Origin of the sequence: Stenotrophomonas sp. SMYL20 (genome assembly GCF_036320045.1) — a bacterium.
GTDB classification, from domain to species: Bacteria; Pseudomonadota; Gammaproteobacteria; order Xanthomonadales; family Xanthomonadaceae; genus Stenotrophomonas; species Stenotrophomonas maltophilia_A.
This window is the reverse complement of record NZ_JAWIRT010000007.1, coordinates 144,408-164,141: the sequence shown is the minus strand read 5'-3', so window position 1 is coordinate 164,141 and position 19,734 is coordinate 144,408. Positions and strand designations below refer to the sequence as shown.

The window sequence follows — 19,734 nt, the reverse complement described above, 5'->3', positions numbered from 1 at the left end:
GTGATTTTTCACGGGCGCACCATGCACAGCCTCACCCTCGCCGACCTGGACCGCCTGGGCCGCAGCAGCGGCTTCCGCTATCGGCTGCCTGCACTTGCGTCCGCTGCGGATTCGGGCGCGCTGTGCGTGGTCGAGGGCAGGGTGGAACAGCGCTGCTTGCGCCCTGGCATCAGCCTGGCGCTGTCGGACGTGGTCGCGCATCAGCCGTTCGAGGCGACTTCGGAGGCACCCCCGCCGTTCGCTGCGATCGTGATGCTGGAAGGTCGTGCCAGAGCACGCCTGGAAGGGCAGGCTGTGATCGGCATGAACCGCGGCGCCGGCGCGATGATGTTGGCCGATGCCACGCCGATGACTGCGATTCATCCGGCCGGTCAACGGATGCGCAGTCTGAATGTCTCGCTGGATGCACCGGCCGAGATGGATGATCCGGTGATCAGCGAACTGCTGTTGCAGGCTCATCGCCATGGTCGCCGGCGGCTGCACAGCTGGCAGGTACCCGCGCATCTTGAACATGCCGCCGAACAGTTGCTGTCGGGGACCTGGCAGGGCGCAATGCATGCGCTGCTGTGCGAGGGTGTGGGCCTGCAGATGCTGGCGATGGCGTTGGGTGCGCCTGCCCAGGAGGCATCGCCGGACCAGCGTGTTTCAGCACGTGATCGCCGCATGCTGCAACAGGTGATCGACTGCCTGCAGGCATCACCTGCGGCTGACCACAGCCTGGAGGATCTGGCGCGCCTGGCCTGCATGAGCCCGAGCAGCCTGCGGCTGAAGTTCCAGCAGGTGCACCGGTGTTCGGTGTTCGCCTGGCTGCGCGAGCGGCGCCTGCAGTTGGCCTGCGAGCAGCTGCGGCAGGGCTGCAGCGTGCAGCAGGCCGCATATTTCGTCGGCTACCGGCACGCCACCAATTTCGCGACCGCATTCCGCGCGCGCTACGGCATCGCGCCCAGCGAGCTTCGCTGAGTCCGGACCATCGTCGGCAGTGCGCATACGCCTGCTGCGTCCGCGCATACGTGCGCTCACGCTCAAATGACAATAATTCTCATCCAGCCTTTCCTTCCCGCTGGATCTCCCATGCCTGCCTGTTTCCGCCCGTGTGCCCTGGCTAGCGCCATCGGCACGACCCTGGTGCTGTTCAACGCTGCCCACGCCGCCGAACGCACTCCGTCCGTAACGCCTTCCCAGCTTCCAACCGTGCAGGTCACGGCCGACCTCGATGGCAGCACCGAAACGTCGCGTTCCTACACCACCGACTCGATGGGCACGGCGACCGGACTGTCGCTGACCTCGCGGCAGACCCCGCAATCAGTCAGCGTGGTCACCCGCCAGCAGATCGAGGACCGTGGCCTGCTCAGCACCACCGATGCCTTGGCGACCGCACCTGGCATCTCGGTCACGCGCAGCGACGCCAACCGCTACTCGTTCTCCGCACGCGGCTTCGACATCGACAACTACCAGTTCGATGGCGTGGTGATGCCGGTGTTGTCGCCATGGAACTTCGGCGAGAACAACCTGGACATGGTGGTGTATGACCGCATCGAGATCGTGCGCGGCGCCAACGGCCTGATGACCGGCGCCGGCAATCCCTCGGCGGCAGTGAACTACGTGCGCAAGCGCCCGCTGCGCGAGTTCGCTGCCAGTGGTGGCATCAGCCTCGGCAGCTGGGACGCACGGCGCGCGTGGGCGGATGTGTCCAGCCCGCTGAGCCGCGAAGGGCGTGTGCGTGGTCGCCTGGTGGCCGCGCAGGCAGAGGGCGACAGCTACACCGCTGGCCTGGACAGTACGGCGAAGACGCTCTACGGCGTGGTCAGCGTGGACTTGGGCGAGGACACCGGGTTGATCGCCGGCATCTCCTACCAGGGCAACGACAACCGTGGCTTCGGCAGCGGCTTCGCGCTGTTCAACGCCGATGGCACGCGCACCCGTTTCGACCGCTCGGTATCAGCCACCGCGCCGTGGGCACGGATGACCACCGACACCCGCAATGGCTTCTTCGACTTCAACCATCGTTTCGGCAACGACTGGCAGGCGCGCGTGTCCTACAGCCGCTCGCATACCGACATGGAAATGAAGCATCTCTATCGCGGTGGCTACCCCGACCCGGTCACTGGCGCCATGCCCAATGGCAACAGCTTCACCCGCTACGACGGTCCGGTGCGCCGCGAAGCGATCAGCGCCAGCCTGACCGGTCCGTTCCAGCTGTTCGGCCGCCAGCACACTGCGTCCATCGGCTGGTCGCGCTCACGCGATGAAATCGCGCTGGGGCAGTACCGCGCGCTGGCGCCGCTGCCGCCGTTGACCAGCTATCTGGACTGGCACGGGCCGGGCACGCCGGAGCCGACGTGGGCCAGCAGCAAGACCCAGGCCGACGATCTGGACAACCATCAGAGCGGTGCCTACGCGGTGGCGCGGCTGTCGCTGGCCGATCCGCTGCACGTGATCGTCGGTGGCCGCATGAGCAACTGGGAGACCGACCAGGTCTACTTTGGCACCAAGCGGAAGTACCGCTACCGCAACGAGTTCGTACCGTATGCCGGCGTGGTCTGGGATTTCAACGGCTACAGCAGCGTGTACGCCAGCTACACCGGCATCTTCAAGCCGCAGAACAACCGCAACGAATCCGGGCAGATCCTCGATCCGGTCAGTGGCCGCAGCTATGAGCTGGGCCTCAAGGGCAGCTGGCTGCAGGAGCGCTTGAATGCGTCGGCGGCGCTGTTCCGCACCCAGCAGGACAACCTGGCCGAGGCCACTGGTGGTCTGGTCGAGGGCAGCACGCAGGCGGCCTACCGTGCGGTGAAGGGCGCAACCGTGGATGGCCTGGAACTGGAGCTGGCCGGCGAGCCGCTACCGGGCTGGAGCCTGGGTACCAGCTTCACCACCTTCATCGCGCAGGATGCACAGGGACGGGCGATCAACACCGCCAAGCCGCGCAGCCTGTTCAAGCTGTTCACCACCTGGCGGCTGCCGGGTGCCTGGGACCGGCTGACGATCGGCGGTGGCGTTGACTGGCAGAACCGCATGTACCAGACCGCCACCGCGCCAGGGAATCGCCGTGTGCCGGTGGAGCAGCCCGGCTACGCGCTGGTGAACCTGATGGCGCGCTATCAGTTCAGTTCCAATGTGTCGGCCGCAGTCAACATCAACAACCTGTTCGACCGCCACTACTACTCGCAGATCGGCTTCTACAACCAGGGCTGGTACGGCGCGCCGCGAAACGTGATGTTCACTGTGAAGGTTGGCTATTAAGGCACGGCGTTGCCCTCCGTTCAGCGCCCTGCCTTGTGCGGGGCGCCGATGCTGTGCAGCATCCGGATGCTGCGCCCCACAGTGCTTCACGCAGCGTCCTCTTCACGGGAACGGAGCAACGTATGAAGCTGTTGTCCGCTGTGTTGTTGTCTGCGCTTTCATTCCCCGCCGTTCCGGCACTGGCAGTGGAGGCGTCTCCTTCACCGCTGTTGGGGCGCTGGTCGCTGGATATCGCTACGTCTGCGTTGCCCGAGGCGCAGCGCCCGAAGCAGGTGGTGCTGGAGTTCAAGGACGCCGGTGCGGGGCGTTGGAGTTCACACGTGGACATCGTCCTGCACGACGGCAAGACCATGAAGTCCGACGGCACGCTGGCGCTGGACGGCACGCCGGGGCCCTTGTCCGGCACCTATGGCGCAGACAAGGCCAACCTGAAACTGCCAGCGCCGAACACCCTGGTGATGCAGCTGGTGGACCACGGCACGCCGGCCTCCACCCGTATCTATACCGTCGCGGCCGACCGCTCGACGATGACCGAGACCAAGGCGTTCTACGGCCACGACGGTACGCCGATCCTGCAGACCAATCTGTTCAAGCGAATGCCCTAGCGTTGCCGCCGGCACCACGCCCGTAGAACGGGCGTGGTGAATGCAGCAGCCTTACACCGCAGCCGGGTCGCGCTTGCCGGTGTCGATGCCGTACTTGTCGATGGCGTCCTGCATCCGCGCGCGCTCGATGCGGCCTTCGTCGGCCAGTGACTTCAAGGCGGCCAGCACGATGAAGTGGCGGTCCACTTCGAAGAACGTGCGCAGCGACTCACGCGTGTCGGAGCGCCCGAAGCCATCGGTGCCGAGCGCGGTGAAGCGGCGGTCGTTGATGAAGGGACGGATCTGGTCGCCGACGATCTTCATGTAGTCGGTGGCCACCACCACCGGGCCTTCATGGCCCTGCAGGCACTGCTGCAGGTAGGGCACGCGGGGCTCCTCGGCCGGATGCAGCAGGTTCCAGCGCTCGGCAGCCAGGCCATCGCGGCGCAGTTCGGTCAGGCTGGTCGCGCTCCACACATCGCTGGCGATGCCGAAGTCCTGCTGCAGCAGTTCTGCCGCGGCTTCCACTTCGCGCAGGATCGAACCGCTGCCCATCAGCTGCACGCGTGGCTGCGAGTCGCTGTCGGCGGCCGTCGGGTGCAGCAGGTACAGGCCCTTCAGGATGCCGGCCTCGGCGCCCTCGGGCAGCGCCGGCTGCGGATAGTTCTCGTTGAGTACGGTGATGTAGTAGTAGATGTCTTCCTGCTCGACGTACATGCGGCGCAGGCCGTCGTGGATGATCACCGCGAGCTCGTAGTTGTAGGTCGGGTCGTAGGACACGCAGCTCGGGATCACCGACGACAGCACGTGGCTGTGGCCGTCATCGTGCTGCAGGCCTTCGCCCATCAGCGTGGTACGGCCGGAGGTGGCGCCGAGCAGGAAGCCGCGGGTGCGCGCATCGGCGGCGGCCCAGGCCAGGTCGCCGACGCGTTGCAGGCCGAACATCGAGTAGAAGATGTAGAACGGAATCGTCGCCAGCCCGTGGTTGCTGTAGGCGGTACCGGCGGCGATCCACGAACAGATCGCACCGGATTCGTTGATGCCTTCCTGCAGGATCTGGCCGTCCTTGGCTTCCTTGTAGTAGCTCAGCTGGCCGGCATCCTGCGGGGTGTACAGCTGGCCCAGGTACGAATGGATGCCGATCTGGCGGAACAGGCCTTCCATGCCGAAGGTGCGCGATTCATCGGGCACGATCGGAATCACCAGCTTGCCCAGTTCCGGGTCCTTCAGCAGGCTGGTGAGGATGCGCACGAAGCCCATGGTGGTGGACTGGCCGCGATCGCCGCTGCCCTGCAGCTGGGTGTTGAAGATCGACAGCGGCGGCAGCGGCAGCGGATCGACCTTGGCCAGGCGCGCCGGCAGCTGCCCGCCCTGGATGCGGCGGCGTTCGGCGAAGTAGGTCGCCTCGGCGCTGCCCGGCTCCGGACGCAGGTACGGCATTTCCTCCAGCTGCTCATCGCTGACCGGCAGGTTGAAACGGTCGCGGAACGCACGCACCGCGTCGGCGCTCATCTTCTTCAGCTGGTGGTTGATGTTCTGGCCTTCGCCGGCTTCGCCCATGCCGAAACCCTTGACCGTCTTGGCCAGGATCACGGTCGGCCGGCCGCTGGTATTCACGGCCTGCTGGTAGGCGGCGAACACCTTCTGCGGATCGTGGCCACCACGTGCCAGCGCCCAGATGTCGTCGTCGCTCATGTGCGCGACCAGCTCCAGCAGCTCGGGGTAGCGGCCGAAGAAATGCTCGCGCACGTAGGCACCGTTCTGCGACTTGAAGGTCTGGTAGTCGCCGTCCACGCATTCCATCATGCGCTGGCGCAGCAGGCCGCTGTGGTCGCGGGCCAGCAGGTCGTCCCAGCCGCTGCCCCAGATCAGCTTGATCACGTTCCAGCCAGCCGCGCGGAAGGTGCCTTCCAGTTCCTGGATGACCTTGGCGTTGCCACGCACCGGACCGTCCAGGCGCTGCAGGTTGCAGTTGACCACGAACACGATGTTGTCCAGCCGCTCGCGGCCGGCCAGCGAGATCGCCGCCAGCGATTCGGGCTGATCCATCTCGCCGTCGCCGAGGAAGGCCCAGACCTTGCGGCCCTGGTGTTCTTTCAGGCCGCGGTATTCCAGGTAACGCATGTAGCGCGCCTGGTAGGCGGCGGTCAGCGGGCCCAGCCCCATCGACACGGTGGGGAACTGCCAGAACTCCGGCATCAATCGCGGGTGTGGATACGAGGACAGGCCTTCGCGCCCGGCTTCGCGGCGGAAGTTGTCCATGCGCGCCGGATCGATGCGGCCTTCCACGTACGCGCGGCCATAGATGCCCGGCGCGGAGTGGCCCTGGATGTAGATCATGTCGCCGTCGAAGGTGTCGGTACGGCCACGGAAGAAATGATCGAAGCCCACGTCGTACAGTACTGCCGCCGACTGGTAGGTGGCGATGTGGCCACCGACGTTGGAATGCTTGCCGGCACGCAGCACCATCACCATCGCATTCCAGCGGATCATCGCGTTCAGGCGGCGCTCGATGGCCAGATCACCCGGGTAGGCCGGCTGGCGCTCGGGCGGGATGGTGTTGACGTAGGCGGTCCAGGCACGGGTATGCAGGTCGCCGTGCTGCTGTGCATCCAGCTCGCTGAGCTGGTCGATCAGGTAGTGCGCGCGCGGCCGGCCACCGGTCTGCATCACCGCTTCCAGTGATTCACGCCACTCGCGGGTTTCCAGCGGATCGGTATCGAAGGGAATGAGCGCTTGGTTCATGACTGTCTCCAGAGGGCGCCGGTCGGACTTCTGCCTGGGCGACAACACCGGCAGGGCGCACAGCACTGGAGCGGGGTCGCAACGGCGGGGCCGTGACGCGAAGGGCGACCGTGGCGGCCGCCGAGAAGACAAGCGTAGGCCTGGCCCCCCGGCTTCGATAGGCGGGCAGAGCTTGGGTCTCTGGCAAGCAAGGGTTGGCACGGCGCGCCGTATCATGGCCGGGTGCGCCGGGTGCGCCGGGTGCGCCGGGTGCGGCCGCTGATCAGGCCGCTGATCAGGCCGGGGACAGGCCCGGGAAGAACATCGGGATGACCGCCACACCAACCCCCAGCAGGCACCAGGCCACGATCGGCAGCCAGCCTGAGAGCTGCTGGCAGCGTTCCGGCAAGCGGCGCCCTCCGATCCACAGCAGCAGGGTGAGCAGGCCCAGCGCGTAGGCGAGGGCGACGACCACCGGATGCACGTGGACAACACGGCTGGGCGGCCACATCTGCTGCTGGTAGGCGGTGGTGTGTGCGACCAGCAGCAGGAACAGCAGGCTGCTGAGGGTGTTGATGGCGGTGCGGGCGTTCATTGCGGGGCACTCCTTGTGCCGGCTGCCGGAAACTGCAGAGGCGGCATTCTAGCGGCTGCCTGCCGGCAGTTGAAACGCCACTGTCATCGATGGCCGTCACCCTGCGGGGCTTTCCAGCCTTGGGGTGGTTGGCCGGCCGTGAACAGCGTGAGGATCTGGGAGAAGAGCTATGCGCTGCGGCGGCGGCTGCTGCGCGGCTTCTTCCTGCGCCGGGGTTCTGCCAGCGAAGATGCCGAAGATCTGGCGCAGGAGGTTTACCTGCGGCTGCTGCGCAGCACCGGTGAGCATGCCGACGCGGTCGAGAACCCGGAAGCCTACCTGTTCACCGTGGCCGCCAATCTTGCACGGGAGCACGCGCGCGCGCGTTCGTCGCTGCCGCCGCTGGAGGACGTCGACCTCCTGGCCGAAGTGTTGAAGAGCGAAGAAGACATCGAAGGCGAATTCGAGCGCGCGCAGCGCTGGAGCGATATCCGCAGCACCATCGCACGGCTGCCGGCGACCACGCGGCGGGTGATGGAGCTGCATTATCGCGACGGGCTGGACTGCCCGGCAATCAGCCAGCAGCTGCAGGTCTCGGTGCATATGGTGCGCAAGCATATCGGCAAGGGGCTGGACGCCTGCAGGAAGGCGCTGGGCGCCAGGGAGCTCACATGAAACGGAATCCATCGGGTGCGGCCGACGACGTGATCGCCAGCGAGGCCATGGACTGGTTCCAGCGCAATCGCGAGGGCGTGCTGGGCGAGGCGGAGCGGGTTGCGTTGCTGGACTGGATGAAGCGCTCGCCGGAGCATGTGCGCGCCTATATGCACGCTCTCGCACTGCACCGGCAGGTTGGTGAGGCGCTGCAATCGGCATTGGCTGAAGAGGCCTCGGTGCCGCCACAGGAGGCCGCTGCCAAGGTCGTGCCGCTGTTCGGACACGCACAGGCCCCGCTGCGCAGTGCGCCGCACAGCCGTCGCACGCGTTGGTGGGTGGCGGCTGCCGCAGCCTGTATCGCCCTGCTCGGCGTGGGCCTGGTACCGCAGCTGATGCCCACCGAGCAGCTTTACAGCGCCGGACATGGAGAAATTCGTGACCTGGTGCTGCCCGATCAGACCCAGGTGCGGCTGAACGCGGACAGCCGCCTGCGGGTGCGCATGGGCGGGTTCAGCCGCAGGGCGGAACTGCTGCAGGGCGAGGCGACGTTCGACATCGCCCAGGACCGACGGCCGTTCGAGGTGCAGGTGAACGGATTGCAGATCCGCGATATCGGCACGGTGTTCGACGTGTCGCGACGGCTGCAGGGCACCCGCATCGGTGTGGTATCCGGCGAGGTGGAAGTGTGGAGCCACGGTGCGGATGCGCGGCGTCTTGCACAACTGGGTAAAGGCCAGGTGGTGCAGGTCGACGCGCGCAGCCATGCGGTCGAGTCGTTGGATGTGCCGTTGTCGATGCTGCTGGACTGGCAGCAACGCAAGGTCTCTTTCCTGGACGAGCGGCTGGATGAGGTGGCCGCCGCCTTCAACCGCCACAACCAGGTGCAGGTGCGGGTGCTGGATGAAGGTGCGGCGTCGGCGCGGTTGTCCGGCAGCCTGGACGCGCATCGCATCGGTGCGCTGCAGGCCTTCCTCGAGCGCGACCCGCGCTTCGTGGTGCGGCGCGAAGGCGACACCGTGCGGGTTGGCAGTCGCTGAGGTCGACATGGCCGTGGGTTGTCAGAAAAAATTCATCAAATCCGCGTTCTCCACTTCGGTGGATGCGGGCTCTTACTTGGGAGAAGCCGCTGCCGAGTCACGCAGCGGCACCTGCTGCTTTCTCTCTTCCAAGGACCCGTGATGCGCAACACGCTTTACCTGTCGATCATCCTCGCCCTGTCTCCCTGCAGCGTGCCGCTGGCGGCTGCGGCCACTGCCGATGGCCTCGAGGCCCGCGTTTCGGCGCCGATCGCGGCGCAGCCGCTGGCGCGCGCGCTGGAGCAGTTGTCGCGCAGTTCCGGCGTGCAGTTCCTGTATTCGGGCAGTGGTGAAGTGCACATGGCCGGGGCGGTGCCGCGCGGTGCCACCGTCAAGCAGGCGCTGGACGCGCTGCTGGCAGGGACCGGCCTGGGCTACACCGTGGTGGATGGCAACGTCATCGCCATTGATCCTGCGCCGGCACACAACGAACCGAAGCCGGCCGCGCCGAAGCCGCGCGAGGCCGAAGCGGTGGTGGCGCCGACCCTGGGCACGGTGAAGGTGATTGCTGCGCATGAGGTGATCGACCAGAAGAAGACCTCGCCGGTGATCAAGGATTCGGTGGTCTACGACGAGATGGACAGCTACGGCGACGAGACACTGGCCGAGAGCCTGATGGCCGCGCCGGGCCTGAGTGCCGTGGAGGATGCCGGTGAGCCCCGTTACGTGACGGTGCGTGGCGTGCAGGCCAACCTCAACTACACCACCATCGACGGCATCGCGATTGCCAGCGTGGGTGGCAGTGGCTCGGGTGAGCGCATGAACAACCTGCAGCTGATTCCCAGCGACATCGGCACCCGCACCGACATCTACAAGAGCTTCAGCGCAGAGCAGGCGCCGGATGCGATCGGCGGCGTGATCGACATCATCAGCCGCAGTGCCTTCGACCGGTCCGGCAAGTACGTGTTCGCCGATGTGGCTGGTATCTACTCCACGGCCGAGACCAATGTCGAGCGCAGTGCCGGTGGCAACCACGAGACCCTGGGGCATTTCGGCAAGAGCGCCAAGATGGTGTTCTCCAACCAGTTCGGTGCCGACCAGGAACTCGGCCTTGTTGCGGTAGCGCGCTATGAGCAGCGTTCGCGCAACAGCGTCAAGCGCTGGGTGGAGTCGAACTACTACTACAACGACGCCGGCAAGTACCTCACCGACGGCACCACCGGGCCGGACGAGGCCAAGGGCTGGAACGGACTGCGTGCGCCGGGCAACTTCAGCACCGGCACCTACACCAACTTCATCACCAACTTCGGTGGCTCGGCCAAGCTGGAATGGAAGCCATCGGACGATCCTTTCTACGCATCGTTGCTGCTGTACTCGTACCGGTTCTACGAGAACTCGACGATGAACAAGACCGATCTGTACGGCAACGCCAAGTTTCCGATCCGCAACCAGACCGAAGACAGTGGCACCACCCAGATCAACAGCATCTACATCAAGAACCGCCACGACCGCTGGGACCGCAGCAACCGTGGCGCCATCGCCAGCTTCAACTGGGATATCGGTGATCGCTCGCGGCTGACCCTGCGCGGTGGCCACACCGAAGAGACCTTCCACAACAATCAGGTCTACTGGGGTGTGCGCGCCTACCCAAGCAATCTGTTCGTCGACTACGAGAACGACAGCCACGGCTTCCCGAACGCAGTGGCGGTTTCCGATTCCAGCCTGCTGACCAGCTCGGCGTTCAAGCTCAACCCGGCACAGGCCTATGTCTCGCCGCGCGACGCCAAGGAGAGCATCGACAACCTGCGTGCCGACTTCAGCTACAACATCGACGCCGATGCGCGTGGCTTCGGCCTGGCCGCCGGCGCCGAGTACCGCCATCTGAAGATCTGGCAGGACATCGACTTCGACTACTTCAAGAGCAGTGCCACGCTCAACGATTACCTGTATCCGGGTTCGACGCTGCTGGGCAGCGTGCCGGGCTTCCCGCTGATCGACAACCGCAAGTGGAACGAGGAACTGCTGCCGAAACTGGGCAACAACAATGCGGCGTATCCAAATGCCAACTTCACCAGCGACTACAAGTACGTGGAGGACATCACCAATGCCTACGTGTCCGCACACTACGCCTGGGACCGACTGCTGCTGATCGGCGGCCTGCGCTACGACCACACCCGCTTCGATGCCTACAGCCCATTCAGCGATGATGGCGGCACTACGTATACCTCTGCCTTCCGCAATACGAGCGGTGGCTACAACAACCTGCTGCCTTCATTGAATGCGACGTTCAAGTTGAGCGAGGACCAGCGCCTGCGCTTCTCCGCCAGCCGAACGCTGGGCCGGCCGACACCCAGCAACATCGCCCAGGCCACCAGCACCAGCTGTGGTAATGACGAGGAGGGCAGGGGCTTCTGCACCATCAAGCAGGGCAATGCCAACCTGCAGCCGCGCCGTTCCACCAACATCGACCTGGCGTGGGACCTGTACTTCAACGGCAACAACGGCCTGGTCTCGGTGGCACTGTTCGACAAGGTGATCAAGGACGACATCTACACCCTGACCACCTTCGAGAACGTGGGTGATACCCGCTACCGGGTCACCCAGCCGATGAACACCGACGAGTCCAGGCTGCGCGGTGTCGAGTTCGCGGTGGCCAACCGCAACCTGCAGTGGGGCCGCCAGCGCTTCGACATGTACTTCAACGCAACGCGGCTGGAAGGCCAGACCAACTACCGCATCAGTGATGGCACCGAACGCCGCCTGGACCGCCTGCTGTACCAGCCGGACTGGTCGCTCAATGGGTCGGTGATCTGGCGCATGCCGTGGAAGAGCGCACAGCTGCGCCTGTCCGGTACCTACCGCAGCCGGATGCTGGTCGACTTCGGCGATACCCAGTGGCTGGATTCGTACTACGACCCGTACATGACCTTCAACATGGGCTTCAGCCACAAGGTCAGCAGGCACGTGACGCTGAAGTACGAGGCCAAGAACCTGTTCAACACGCAGCCGACCTACAGCACCGGCCCGAACGGGCGCTTCCGTACCGAGATCGACGACTACGGCCGCTTCTTCTATTTCCACATCATCTACAACTGAGGGCGCAGCCGTGGATACGATCAATCGCAGGCGATTCCTGGCCCTGGCCGGCCTGTCTGCTGCCGGCGCGTGGATGGGCACGGCGCACGCGCTGGCCGCACAGACCGATGCCGCCGCGCTGAACCCGCGCAACCTGCTGGCGTCGCCGCGGTTCGCCAGCACGCCGTTCACCCTGGGCGTGGCCTCGGGTGATCCTTCGGCCGATGGCATGGTGCTGTGGACACGGCTGGCGACCGAGCCGCTGGTGTTCGGCGGTGGCATGCCGACCCGGCCGATGGTGGTCGAATGGCAGCTGGCGGCGGACGAGGGCATGCGCAGGGTGGTACGCCAGGGTTCGGCGATGGCGCATCCCGAACTCGGCCACGCTGTGCACGTGGAGCTGGGTGGGTTGGCGCCCGCACGGCCTTACTGGTACCGCTTCACCGTAGGCGGCCACGCCAGTGCGGTCGGTTGCACCCGCACGCTGCCCGCAGCCACGGCCGCAGTGGATCGCGTGCGTTTTGCGGTGGCCGGTTGCCAGCACTACGAGGAAGGCCACTACACCGCGTGGCGGCGCATTGCCGAGGAACCGCTGGATTTCGTCTTCCACTACGGTGATTACATCTACGAAGGCGAAAGCCAGCCGGGCCTGCGGAAAATGAACGGCCAGCCGTTCACCAACCTGCGCAATCATGTCGGGCCGCAGACCTACACGCTGGACGACTACCGTCGCCGCTACGCCCAGTACAAGAGCGATGCCGACCTGCAGGCCGCGCATGCGTCGGCGCCGTGGTTCGTCACCTTCGATGACCATGAAGTGGACAACAACTGGGCCGGCGCCGAAGACCAGGACGATACGCCCAGCGAAGTGTTCCTGCTGCGCCGCGCACAGGCGTTCCAGGCCTACTACGAGAACATGCCACTGCGCCGTTCGGCATTCCCGCGCGATGGCCACATGCAGATGTACCGGCGCGCACGCTATGGCACGCTGATGGACCTGCACCTGCTCGACACACGCCAGTACCGCAGCAAGCAGGTAAACATGGCGCTGCGCGGGGAGGTGGAATCGCCGGAGCGCAGCATTGTGGGTGCGACGCAGGAGCGCTGGCTGTTCGACGGCCTGGCCGATGCCGCGCCGCGCTGGCACACCATCGCCCACCAGGTGGCACTGGGCAACTACATGCGCGAGAAGGACGGCGTGGTGCAGTCGTCCGATGACCAGTGGTCGGGTTATCTGGACAGCCGCCGGCGCCTGCTCGACCACATCCAGAAGGTGGGCTTCGGCAACGTGGTGACGGCGTGTGGCGACGCGCACCGGCATTACGCCAGCGACCTGGTGCAGGACCATCGTGATTCAGGCGTGGTCTCCAGTGAGTTCCTTGCCACTTCGATTACTTCCGGCGCTGATGGCCAGGGTGTGGATGCATATGCCGAGAACCAGCTGCGGCACAGCCCTTATCTGAGGGCGACCACAGACAAGCGCGGCTATGTGCTGTGCGATGTCACCCGTGATGCGTGGATCGGCGACATGAAGACGCTGGATACCGTGATGCAGCCGAACGGAACGGTGCAGAGCTGGAAGCGCTACGCGGTCGAGCACGGCCGGCCGGGGCTGCAGGAGGCCTGATCAGGCACGCCCCCTTGTAGAGTCGAGCCATGCTCGACTCTACAAGGGCGGAGCGGCTCAATCGTGCTCGAACCGCAGTGGTTCGCTGCCCATCGCCGGGTCACTGGTGCCAGGACGCCCATCCTCGGCACGGCCCGCCAGGCGCAGCACACTCTCACCTGCGCTGACCTGCAGGTCATACCAGCCGGCGGTAGGCGTTGCATCCCACGCCAACGAAGTCTCTGCATGCGCGGGCAGTGCCAGCGTCTGCTCGGGCATGTGCCCGGCATAGGCACCGGCATGCACGCGCACTTGCTGTGCACTTTCACCCAGATTGCGCAGGTGCAGCCGCAGCTGGCCGTCGGCGCGCTCGACCGACGCCTGCACAACGGGTCCTTTGGCAGCGCCCTGGAAGTGACGGTGGAAGCCGTTCGGGCCCAGCAGCCAAAGGTCGTAGCGACCGTGCACATCCAGCGGCCAGCGCTCCCGCAGTGGCGTGCCCGGTATCAGTGTATAGCGGCGTGGCACCTCACCCAGCCGCAGCCGATCGTAGACATGCAGGACCGCTGCCGCACCTTCGCAGGACAACACCAGTTCCACGCCCGATGTGTTGATCGCGGCAATCGATGCCTGCGGCCGATAGGGCAGGGCACGCGCCGGACGTACGCCACGTTCCTGTTGCGCCGGTTCCAGCCCCTCCGGCAACGCCGGCACGGTGCGTCCCGGCAGGGCGGCGGCACGTGCGGCCGCCGCGCTCACGTCGGGCAGGCCGCGTATGAACGGACGGGTATCGCGCTGGGCGAAGTCGAAGGCGTTGCTCAGGTCTCCGCAGACCGCACGGCGCCAGGGTGAGATATCCGGTGCGGCCACGCCGAAGCGGCGTTCGATCAGCCGTATGACCGAGGTGTGGTCGTACACCTGCGAATCGACCCAGCCACCGCGGCTCCAGGGTGAAATCACGTACAGCGGCACGCGCGGACCCAGCCCATAGGGGCGGCCGCGCAGCTCGGCGGCGTCGTACTTCTCGTCGCCCGGTGCCGGATGGCGGTGGTACTCGCCTTCGGTACTGACCGAAGACGTACCCGCCCAGCCACCGTTTATCGGTGAAGGCGGTGCCGGTGGCGGCATGTGGTCGAAGAAGCCGTCGTTCTCGTCGAACATCAGCAGCAGGGCGGTGCGGCTCCACACCTCCGGATCGGCGGTCAGTGCATCCAGCACGCGTGCGGTATAGGCCGCGCCCTGGGCCGGGCTGGAGGGGCCGGGATGCTCGCTGCCGGCCGCGTCGGCGATGATGAAGCTGACCTGCGGCAGGCGCCCGTCGACCACGTCCTGGCGCAGTTGTGCCAGCCCACGCGTGCTGACCCCACGCGCGCGCAGCTGCGGGTCATGCCCCGGCGCAGCACGGTAGGCCTGGCGGAAAGACTCGAAGCCGGCCAGTGGGTTGTCGGTGAAGTTGTCAGCCATGTCCTGGTAGATCTGCCAGGAGACGCCCGCCTTCTGCAGGCGTTCGACATAGCTGGTCCAGCGATACGACGCCGGATGCCCGCCGTGCTCGGGGAAGTTGTCGTGCGAGTTGGCGATCACCGGGCCGCCAGCACGCGCGTGTGCATCATTGTGACCGGTCCACAGGAACACCCGGTTCGGGTTGGTTCCGGCCTGCATCGCGCAGTGGTAGGCGTCGCAGATGGTGAAGGCATCGGCCAGTGCGAACTGGAAGGGCAGGTCGCTGCGCTGGAAGTAGCCCATCGAATGGTTCTGCTTGGCCTTCGGCCATTGCCCCATGCGGCCGTGGTCCCAGGCGCGCTGTGCGTCCGGCCAGGTGTGTGGTGTGCCCTCCACCCGCATGTAGCCGAAGTGCGCAGCGGTATCCAGCGGGAACGGTGCGATCGCGCGCGTGCCGCTGGCATCGGGTTGCAGCCACAGGCTGCGCGTGCGGCCGCCGGCCTGCAGCGCCGGCGCGGGAGCCACGAAGCGATCGCCGAAACCACGCACGCCCGGCAACGTGCCGAAGTAGTGGTCGAACGAGCGATTCTCCTGCATGAACACCACAATGTGCTGCAGGTCTTCGAGGCTGCGCGTCTGCGCGGCGGGGGCGATCGCTGCGGCCCGGGCGATGCTGGGCAGCAGCGGGGAAAGGCCGGCGGCAACGCCGGCCTGCAACAACCGGCGTCGGCCGATATCAGTCACGGGCTCACTCACAGGTCCACACGGAAGGAGATGCCGACAGTGCGCGGGGCGCCGATGAAGGCGTTGTCGCGGCCGTCCACCCCTGCAAGATACCGCTTGTCGGTGAGGTTGCTCACCACCAGGTTGGCACCCATGCCCTTCAGGCGCGGCGACAGGCCCTGCAGGTCGAAGCCGATATTGGCGTTGAACACGGTGGCCGAGGGCAGCTTGTTGACGTTGGCGGCATCGAGGTAGCGCGTGCCGAGGTAGCGACCGGACAGGCCGAAGTTCCAGTTTTCGCCCTGCCAGTCGGCCGACAGCACCAGGGTCTGTTCGGGCTGGCCGATCACCTTGGCACCGTCGACGATGCCCAGCTGGGTATCACGTGCGGCATCGCCACTGCCCAGGTACTTGGAGCGGTTGTAGGTATAGGCGGCGTTGAGACGCCAGCCATTGTCCCAGCCGTAGCCGAACGCCGCCTCCAGGCCGTTGCTTTCCACGCCACCGAAGTTCTCGTAGACACCGTCGGTCTCGCCCAGGTAGTCGATGCCGCTGACGAAACCGGCCGGCAGATAGACGATGCGGTTGTCGAACTTGATGTTGTACAGGGTGACCGACGCGGTCAGCGGCCAGCGGCTGATGCGCATGCCGACTTCGATGTTGTCGGCGGTCTCCGGCTCGACGTTGCGGAAGTGCTGCGGGTCGGTCTCGCCGAGCACGCCGGAGGGAATGGCGGCGAAGTTCTGCGAGAAGCCAGCGAACAGCTCCATGCCTTCCACACCGGGCGCCCAGGTGAAGCCGGTGGACAGCAGCGGATCGGACTTGGAGTCAGATTTGACGTGCTCGCTGGCACCGATCACGCGGCGGCGCGACTGGTCGACGAAGAACTGCTTCACGCCCAGGCGTGCGCTGAACGGCCCGAAGCGGGCCACGTCCTCGACGTAGTACATCTGCTCGTCAACCTTGTACTTGTCCTCGAACTGCACCCAGTACGGCTGATGGTCGAAGGCGATGTCCTGGCCGACGTTGAGCAGGCGATGCCAGTCGCGGCGCGCCGAGCGGTCCAGCTTTTCCACCCACAGGCCGCCGCGGATCGTGTTGTCGACCGCACCGAAGGTCTGCCGCCATTCGACGTCGGCGGTCACGCCCATGCGGTCGTTGTCGTAGTGGGTGTGGCGGTAGGACTGCGCGCCCAGCACGTTGCCCGCGTAGCAGTTCGGATCGTACTCGGCAGTGAAGCCCAGCCGTGGGGTGCAGCTGGCCAGGCGCTGCGCGGCGCTGCCATCGGGATTGACGAAGAAAATCTGGCCGCGGTTACTGCCACCGTACACGGTCTTTCCACCGATGTACTCCGACTCCGGGCGACCGGCACCATCATCGCTGACCTGCGCCAGGTAGGGGGGCAGCCAGTCGCCACGACCTTCCATGCGGTGCCCGTAAGCCGCCACCGAGGCCTTGAAGCCGTTGCCGCCGTCGAAGGCCGCGCGCAGGTAGCCGAAGGTGTTCTCGCGCAGCGCACGCGAGCCGGAACGGTAGTTCTGGTCCAGGTACGGAATGCCGGTGAGGGTGCCGACCAGGTTGTCGCGGTCCGGATTGGTGGCGAAGCCCTTCGGCGAGACGCTGGTGTACTCCGGCTCGTCGGCATCGTTGTAGGACAGGTAGCCGGTCAGCGTCCAGCGATCCAGCTCGGTGATGAACTTGCCGGCGATGTGGTCGTTGCTGGTCTTGCCGCTGCCATCGATCCAGTCGTGCACACGTGCGGAAGAAGCGCTGACCCAGGCGCGGGTATGGCCGCCGAGCAGGCCGGTGTCGTAGCGCACGTAGTACTTGCGCGCCTCGTTGTCACCGGCACCGACCACGAAGCGCAGGCGGCTGTCCTGCAGTGGGTCGCTGGTGAGGAAGTTGAGCGTGCCACCCAGCGCCTCGTTCGAGCGCGAGGAGATGTCGGCAGTGCCCTGGCTGACTTCCACTGTTTCCAGGTCCAGGGTATCGATGTAGCGGTTGGCCAGCGAACCGCCACCGTAGCCCGAGCCGCCATTGGGCAGGCCGTCGATGGTGGTGCCGATCTGCTGGGTGTCACGGTTGGTCACGAAGCCGCGCATGCTGATCTGCGTGCCCCACACCGAAGAACCGGTGGCATCGGCCTCGCTGACCACCACGCCGGGCACTTCGTTGAGCGCGTCGTTGACGCTGCTCATCACGGTCTGCCGGTTCAGTGTTTCCGCGCGCACCGACGTCTTCGCGTAGCTGGTGGCCTGACCAATCACCTGTACCTGGTCGAGGGTACGCGCATCGCTGCTGCGCGCTTCGCCCGTATCGCCCTGCGGTGCTTCTGCGAGGGCGTCCAGGGCGGGGGCGATCAGCAGGGCCAGCAGCGAGACACGGGGAAAACGCGCAATCGTTCGCATCGAAACTGGACCTTCAGAGGGAGGAAACCCCGGAGTGTCGGCAGCGCCAATGACATCGGCATGACGTGGCAGCGCAGGAACGATGGCACTGTGGGGGCGGTCACGGCCTTCGGGTATGCTCGGCGCTTCAATGGACCTGAGGTGGTGGCGATGCAGAAGCGATCGAAGATCTGGCTGGGAGGTGCAGCCCTGGTGCTGCTGGCAGGGTGCAACCGGACGCCCTCGGATGGAGAGGTGGCGCCGCCTGCGCCAGCCACGGCGGACGAGGCCGCAGCACCGGCCGCCGCCCCAGCGGGTTCAACGGCCGCCGCCGACGCCACCGCACTCACCGACCGCGATGGCAAGCCGGTGCCGCTGGTGCCTTTCGACACCGGCAGCGTGCCGCTGAGCGACACCACGCTGGGTGAGCTGCCGTTCTTCAGCCTGCCGCAGGGCTACGCGCCGCAGAACGCCCCGCACCCGCGCGCCTGGGCGCGCTTCCCGTTCCGGATGGGCGAGGGTGTGCATTGGGCGGAAGGTCCGAGCTGGTCGGCACGCATCGTGACCGACAGTGAGGCGGCCCCCGACAAGGCGTTCTCCGCGCTGGAAGTGCAGCGCAACTTCGACGGCGTGATCACCGCCGCCGGCGGCCGCAAGGTCTTTGAAGGCAAGCTGCTGCGCGACATCTACTACGGCCCGCAACTGGAAGGCGAGATCGGGGGTGGCTTCATCGATGCGGTGAACGGAGAACAGGACGCACCCACCACCGTCTACGTGCTGCGCCAGGTCAACCGCACCGTGTGGGTGCAGCTGGCAGTGGACAGCAACGGCGCCGGTCTGGTGGTCGTGGATGACGTGCCGTTCAAGGCCACCGCGCAGTGGTCGGACCGTTTCCCGCACCTGTCCCTGCCGGCCGGCTATCGCGAGCGCAACACGCCCGAGCAGCGTGATTTCGATGCCTTCCCGTTCTGGACCGGAGATCACTTCGAACCGGTCGAGGGCCGCACCTTCGCTGCCGATTTCGACAAGGGCGAGCGCGAATACTCGATGCATGAAGTACGCCGCAACCTTGAGGCGATGATGGCCCAGGTCAACGGCACCAAGGTGTTCGAGGGGCGCATCCCGCACGAGGCGGCCGAGGGCGTGTCGAAGCAGGTGCAGTCGTCCTACGGCAACGCGGCCAGCTACAGCTGGGACAACTACGACACCGTGGTCTATCGCGTCGATCTGGCTGATGGCCGCCAGGTGTGGGTGCATGCTCGCCTCGAATACCTCAGCGCAGGCTGGGTCGTGGTCGAGCGCAAAGGCTTCACCCAGACGGCGGCGCTGCTGCCGGCCGATGCGTTGAAGAAGAAGCTGGACAGCGACGGCCGCGTGGCGATCCAGGTCAACTTCGCCACCGACAAGGCGCAGATCCTGCCGACGTCCGAACCGCAACTGGCGCAGGTGCTGGACCTGCTGCGTGCCGACCCGTCGCTGAAACTGTCGATTGAAGGCCACACCGACAACAGTGGCGCGGCCGCGCACAACCGCAGCTTGTCCGAGGATCGGGCCCGGTCGGTGGTGGCGGCGTTGACCGCCAAGGGCATCGCCGCCGACCGCCTGCAGGCGGCCGGCTTCGGTGCCGACAGGCCGGTGGCCGACAATGGCAGCGAGGAAGGCAAGGCGCGCAATCGCCGGGTCGAGCTGGTCAAGCGCTGAA

At 66.1% G+C, this 19,734-nt stretch carries 12 protein-coding genes; 8 read left to right on the top strand and 4 right to left on the bottom strand.

What is annotated here, in order from left to right; genetic code table 11:
* The first annotated feature begins 21 nt into the window (after positions 1 to 21).
* The 3 genes from V3B48_RS07590 to V3B48_RS07580 all read left to right on the top strand — a co-directional run bounded on the left by V3B48_RS07590 (position 22) and on the right by V3B48_RS07580 (position 3,848).
* The gene (locus V3B48_RS07590; protein WP_329893465.1) at positions 22 to 960 is read left to right on the top strand and encodes a helix-turn-helix transcriptional regulator; all 939 of its coding nucleotides are present in this window, start codon (positions 22 to 24) and stop codon (positions 958 to 960) included.
* Positions 961 to 1,071: 111 nt separating this feature from the next.
* Entirely contained in the window at positions 1,072 to 3,243 is a 2,172-nt protein-coding gene (locus V3B48_RS07585; protein WP_329893464.1) for a TonB-dependent siderophore receptor, read from the top strand.
* Positions 3,244 to 3,365: 122 nt separating this feature from the next.
* Positions 3,366 to 3,848: a LuxR family transcriptional regulator gene (locus tag V3B48_RS07580; RefSeq protein WP_110711893.1), complete on the top strand. Its 483-nt coding sequence runs from the start codon at positions 3,366 to 3,368 to the stop codon at positions 3,846 to 3,848.
* A 51-nt stretch (positions 3,849 to 3,899) separates the two neighbouring features.
* On the opposite strand, the gene aceE is transcribed toward V3B48_RS07580, so the two are convergent.
* Together aceE and V3B48_RS07570 are read right to left on the bottom strand one after the other, a co-directional pair.
* A complete protein-coding gene (gene aceE, locus V3B48_RS07575; RefSeq protein ID WP_279912522.1) occupies positions 3,900 to 6,572 on the bottom strand; it encodes a pyruvate dehydrogenase (acetyl-transferring), homodimeric type in 2,673 nt (890 codons plus the stop codon).
* Between the two features lie 274 nt (positions 6,573 to 6,846).
* A complete protein-coding gene (locus V3B48_RS07570; RefSeq protein ID WP_032128423.1) occupies positions 6,847 to 7,146 on the bottom strand; it encodes a hypothetical protein in 300 nt (99 codons plus the stop codon).
* 138 nt (positions 7,147 to 7,284) lie between these two features.
* On the opposite strand from V3B48_RS07570, the gene V3B48_RS07565 reads away from it, so the two are divergent.
* The 4 genes from V3B48_RS07565 to V3B48_RS07550 all read left to right on the top strand — a co-directional run bounded on the left by V3B48_RS07565 (position 7,285) and on the right by V3B48_RS07550 (position 13,500).
* Positions 7,285 to 7,800: a sigma-70 family RNA polymerase sigma factor gene (locus tag V3B48_RS07565; protein ID WP_032128424.1), complete on the top strand. Its 516-nt coding sequence runs from the start codon at positions 7,285 to 7,287 to the stop codon at positions 7,798 to 7,800.
* Positions 7,797 to 8,819: a FecR domain-containing protein gene (locus V3B48_RS07560; protein WP_329893463.1), complete on the top strand. Its 1,023-nt coding sequence runs from the start codon at positions 7,797 to 7,799 to the stop codon at positions 8,817 to 8,819. The genes V3B48_RS07565 and V3B48_RS07560 overlap by 4 nt, the downstream gene beginning before the upstream one ends.
* Positions 8,820 to 8,960: 141 nt before the next feature.
* Positions 8,961 to 11,894 (top strand): TonB-dependent receptor, encoded by a 2,934-nt coding sequence (locus V3B48_RS07555; RefSeq protein WP_329893462.1) that lies wholly within the window; start codon positions 8,961 to 8,963, stop codon positions 11,892 to 11,894.
* A 10-nt stretch (positions 11,895 to 11,904) separates the two neighbouring features.
* Positions 11,905 to 13,500, top strand: a complete 1,596-nt coding sequence (locus V3B48_RS07550) for an alkaline phosphatase D family protein (protein ID WP_329893461.1) — start codon at positions 11,905 to 11,907, stop codon at positions 13,498 to 13,500.
* Between the two features lie 57 nt (positions 13,501 to 13,557).
* Here the strand turns inward: V3B48_RS07550 and V3B48_RS07545 are convergent, their stop codons facing one another.
* The gene (locus tag V3B48_RS07545; protein WP_182267584.1) at positions 13,558 to 15,666 is read right to left on the bottom strand and encodes a phospholipase C, phosphocholine-specific; all 2,109 of its coding nucleotides are present in this window, start codon (positions 15,664 to 15,666) and stop codon (positions 13,558 to 13,560) included.
* 8 nt (positions 15,667 to 15,674) lie between these two features.
* A complete protein-coding gene (locus tag V3B48_RS07540) occupies positions 15,675 to 18,053 on the bottom strand; it encodes a TonB-dependent receptor (protein ID WP_329893460.1) in 2,379 nt (792 codons plus the stop codon).
* A 150-nt stretch (positions 18,054 to 18,203) separates the two neighbouring features.
* Here V3B48_RS07540 and V3B48_RS07535 point away from each other — a divergent pair, with 150 nt between their 5' ends.
* On the top strand, positions 18,204 to 19,733 hold the full coding sequence (locus tag V3B48_RS07535) for an OmpA family protein (protein WP_329893459.1): 1,530 nt from the start codon (positions 18,204 to 18,206) through the stop codon (positions 19,731 to 19,733).
* Position 19,734: the final 1 nt, after the last annotated feature.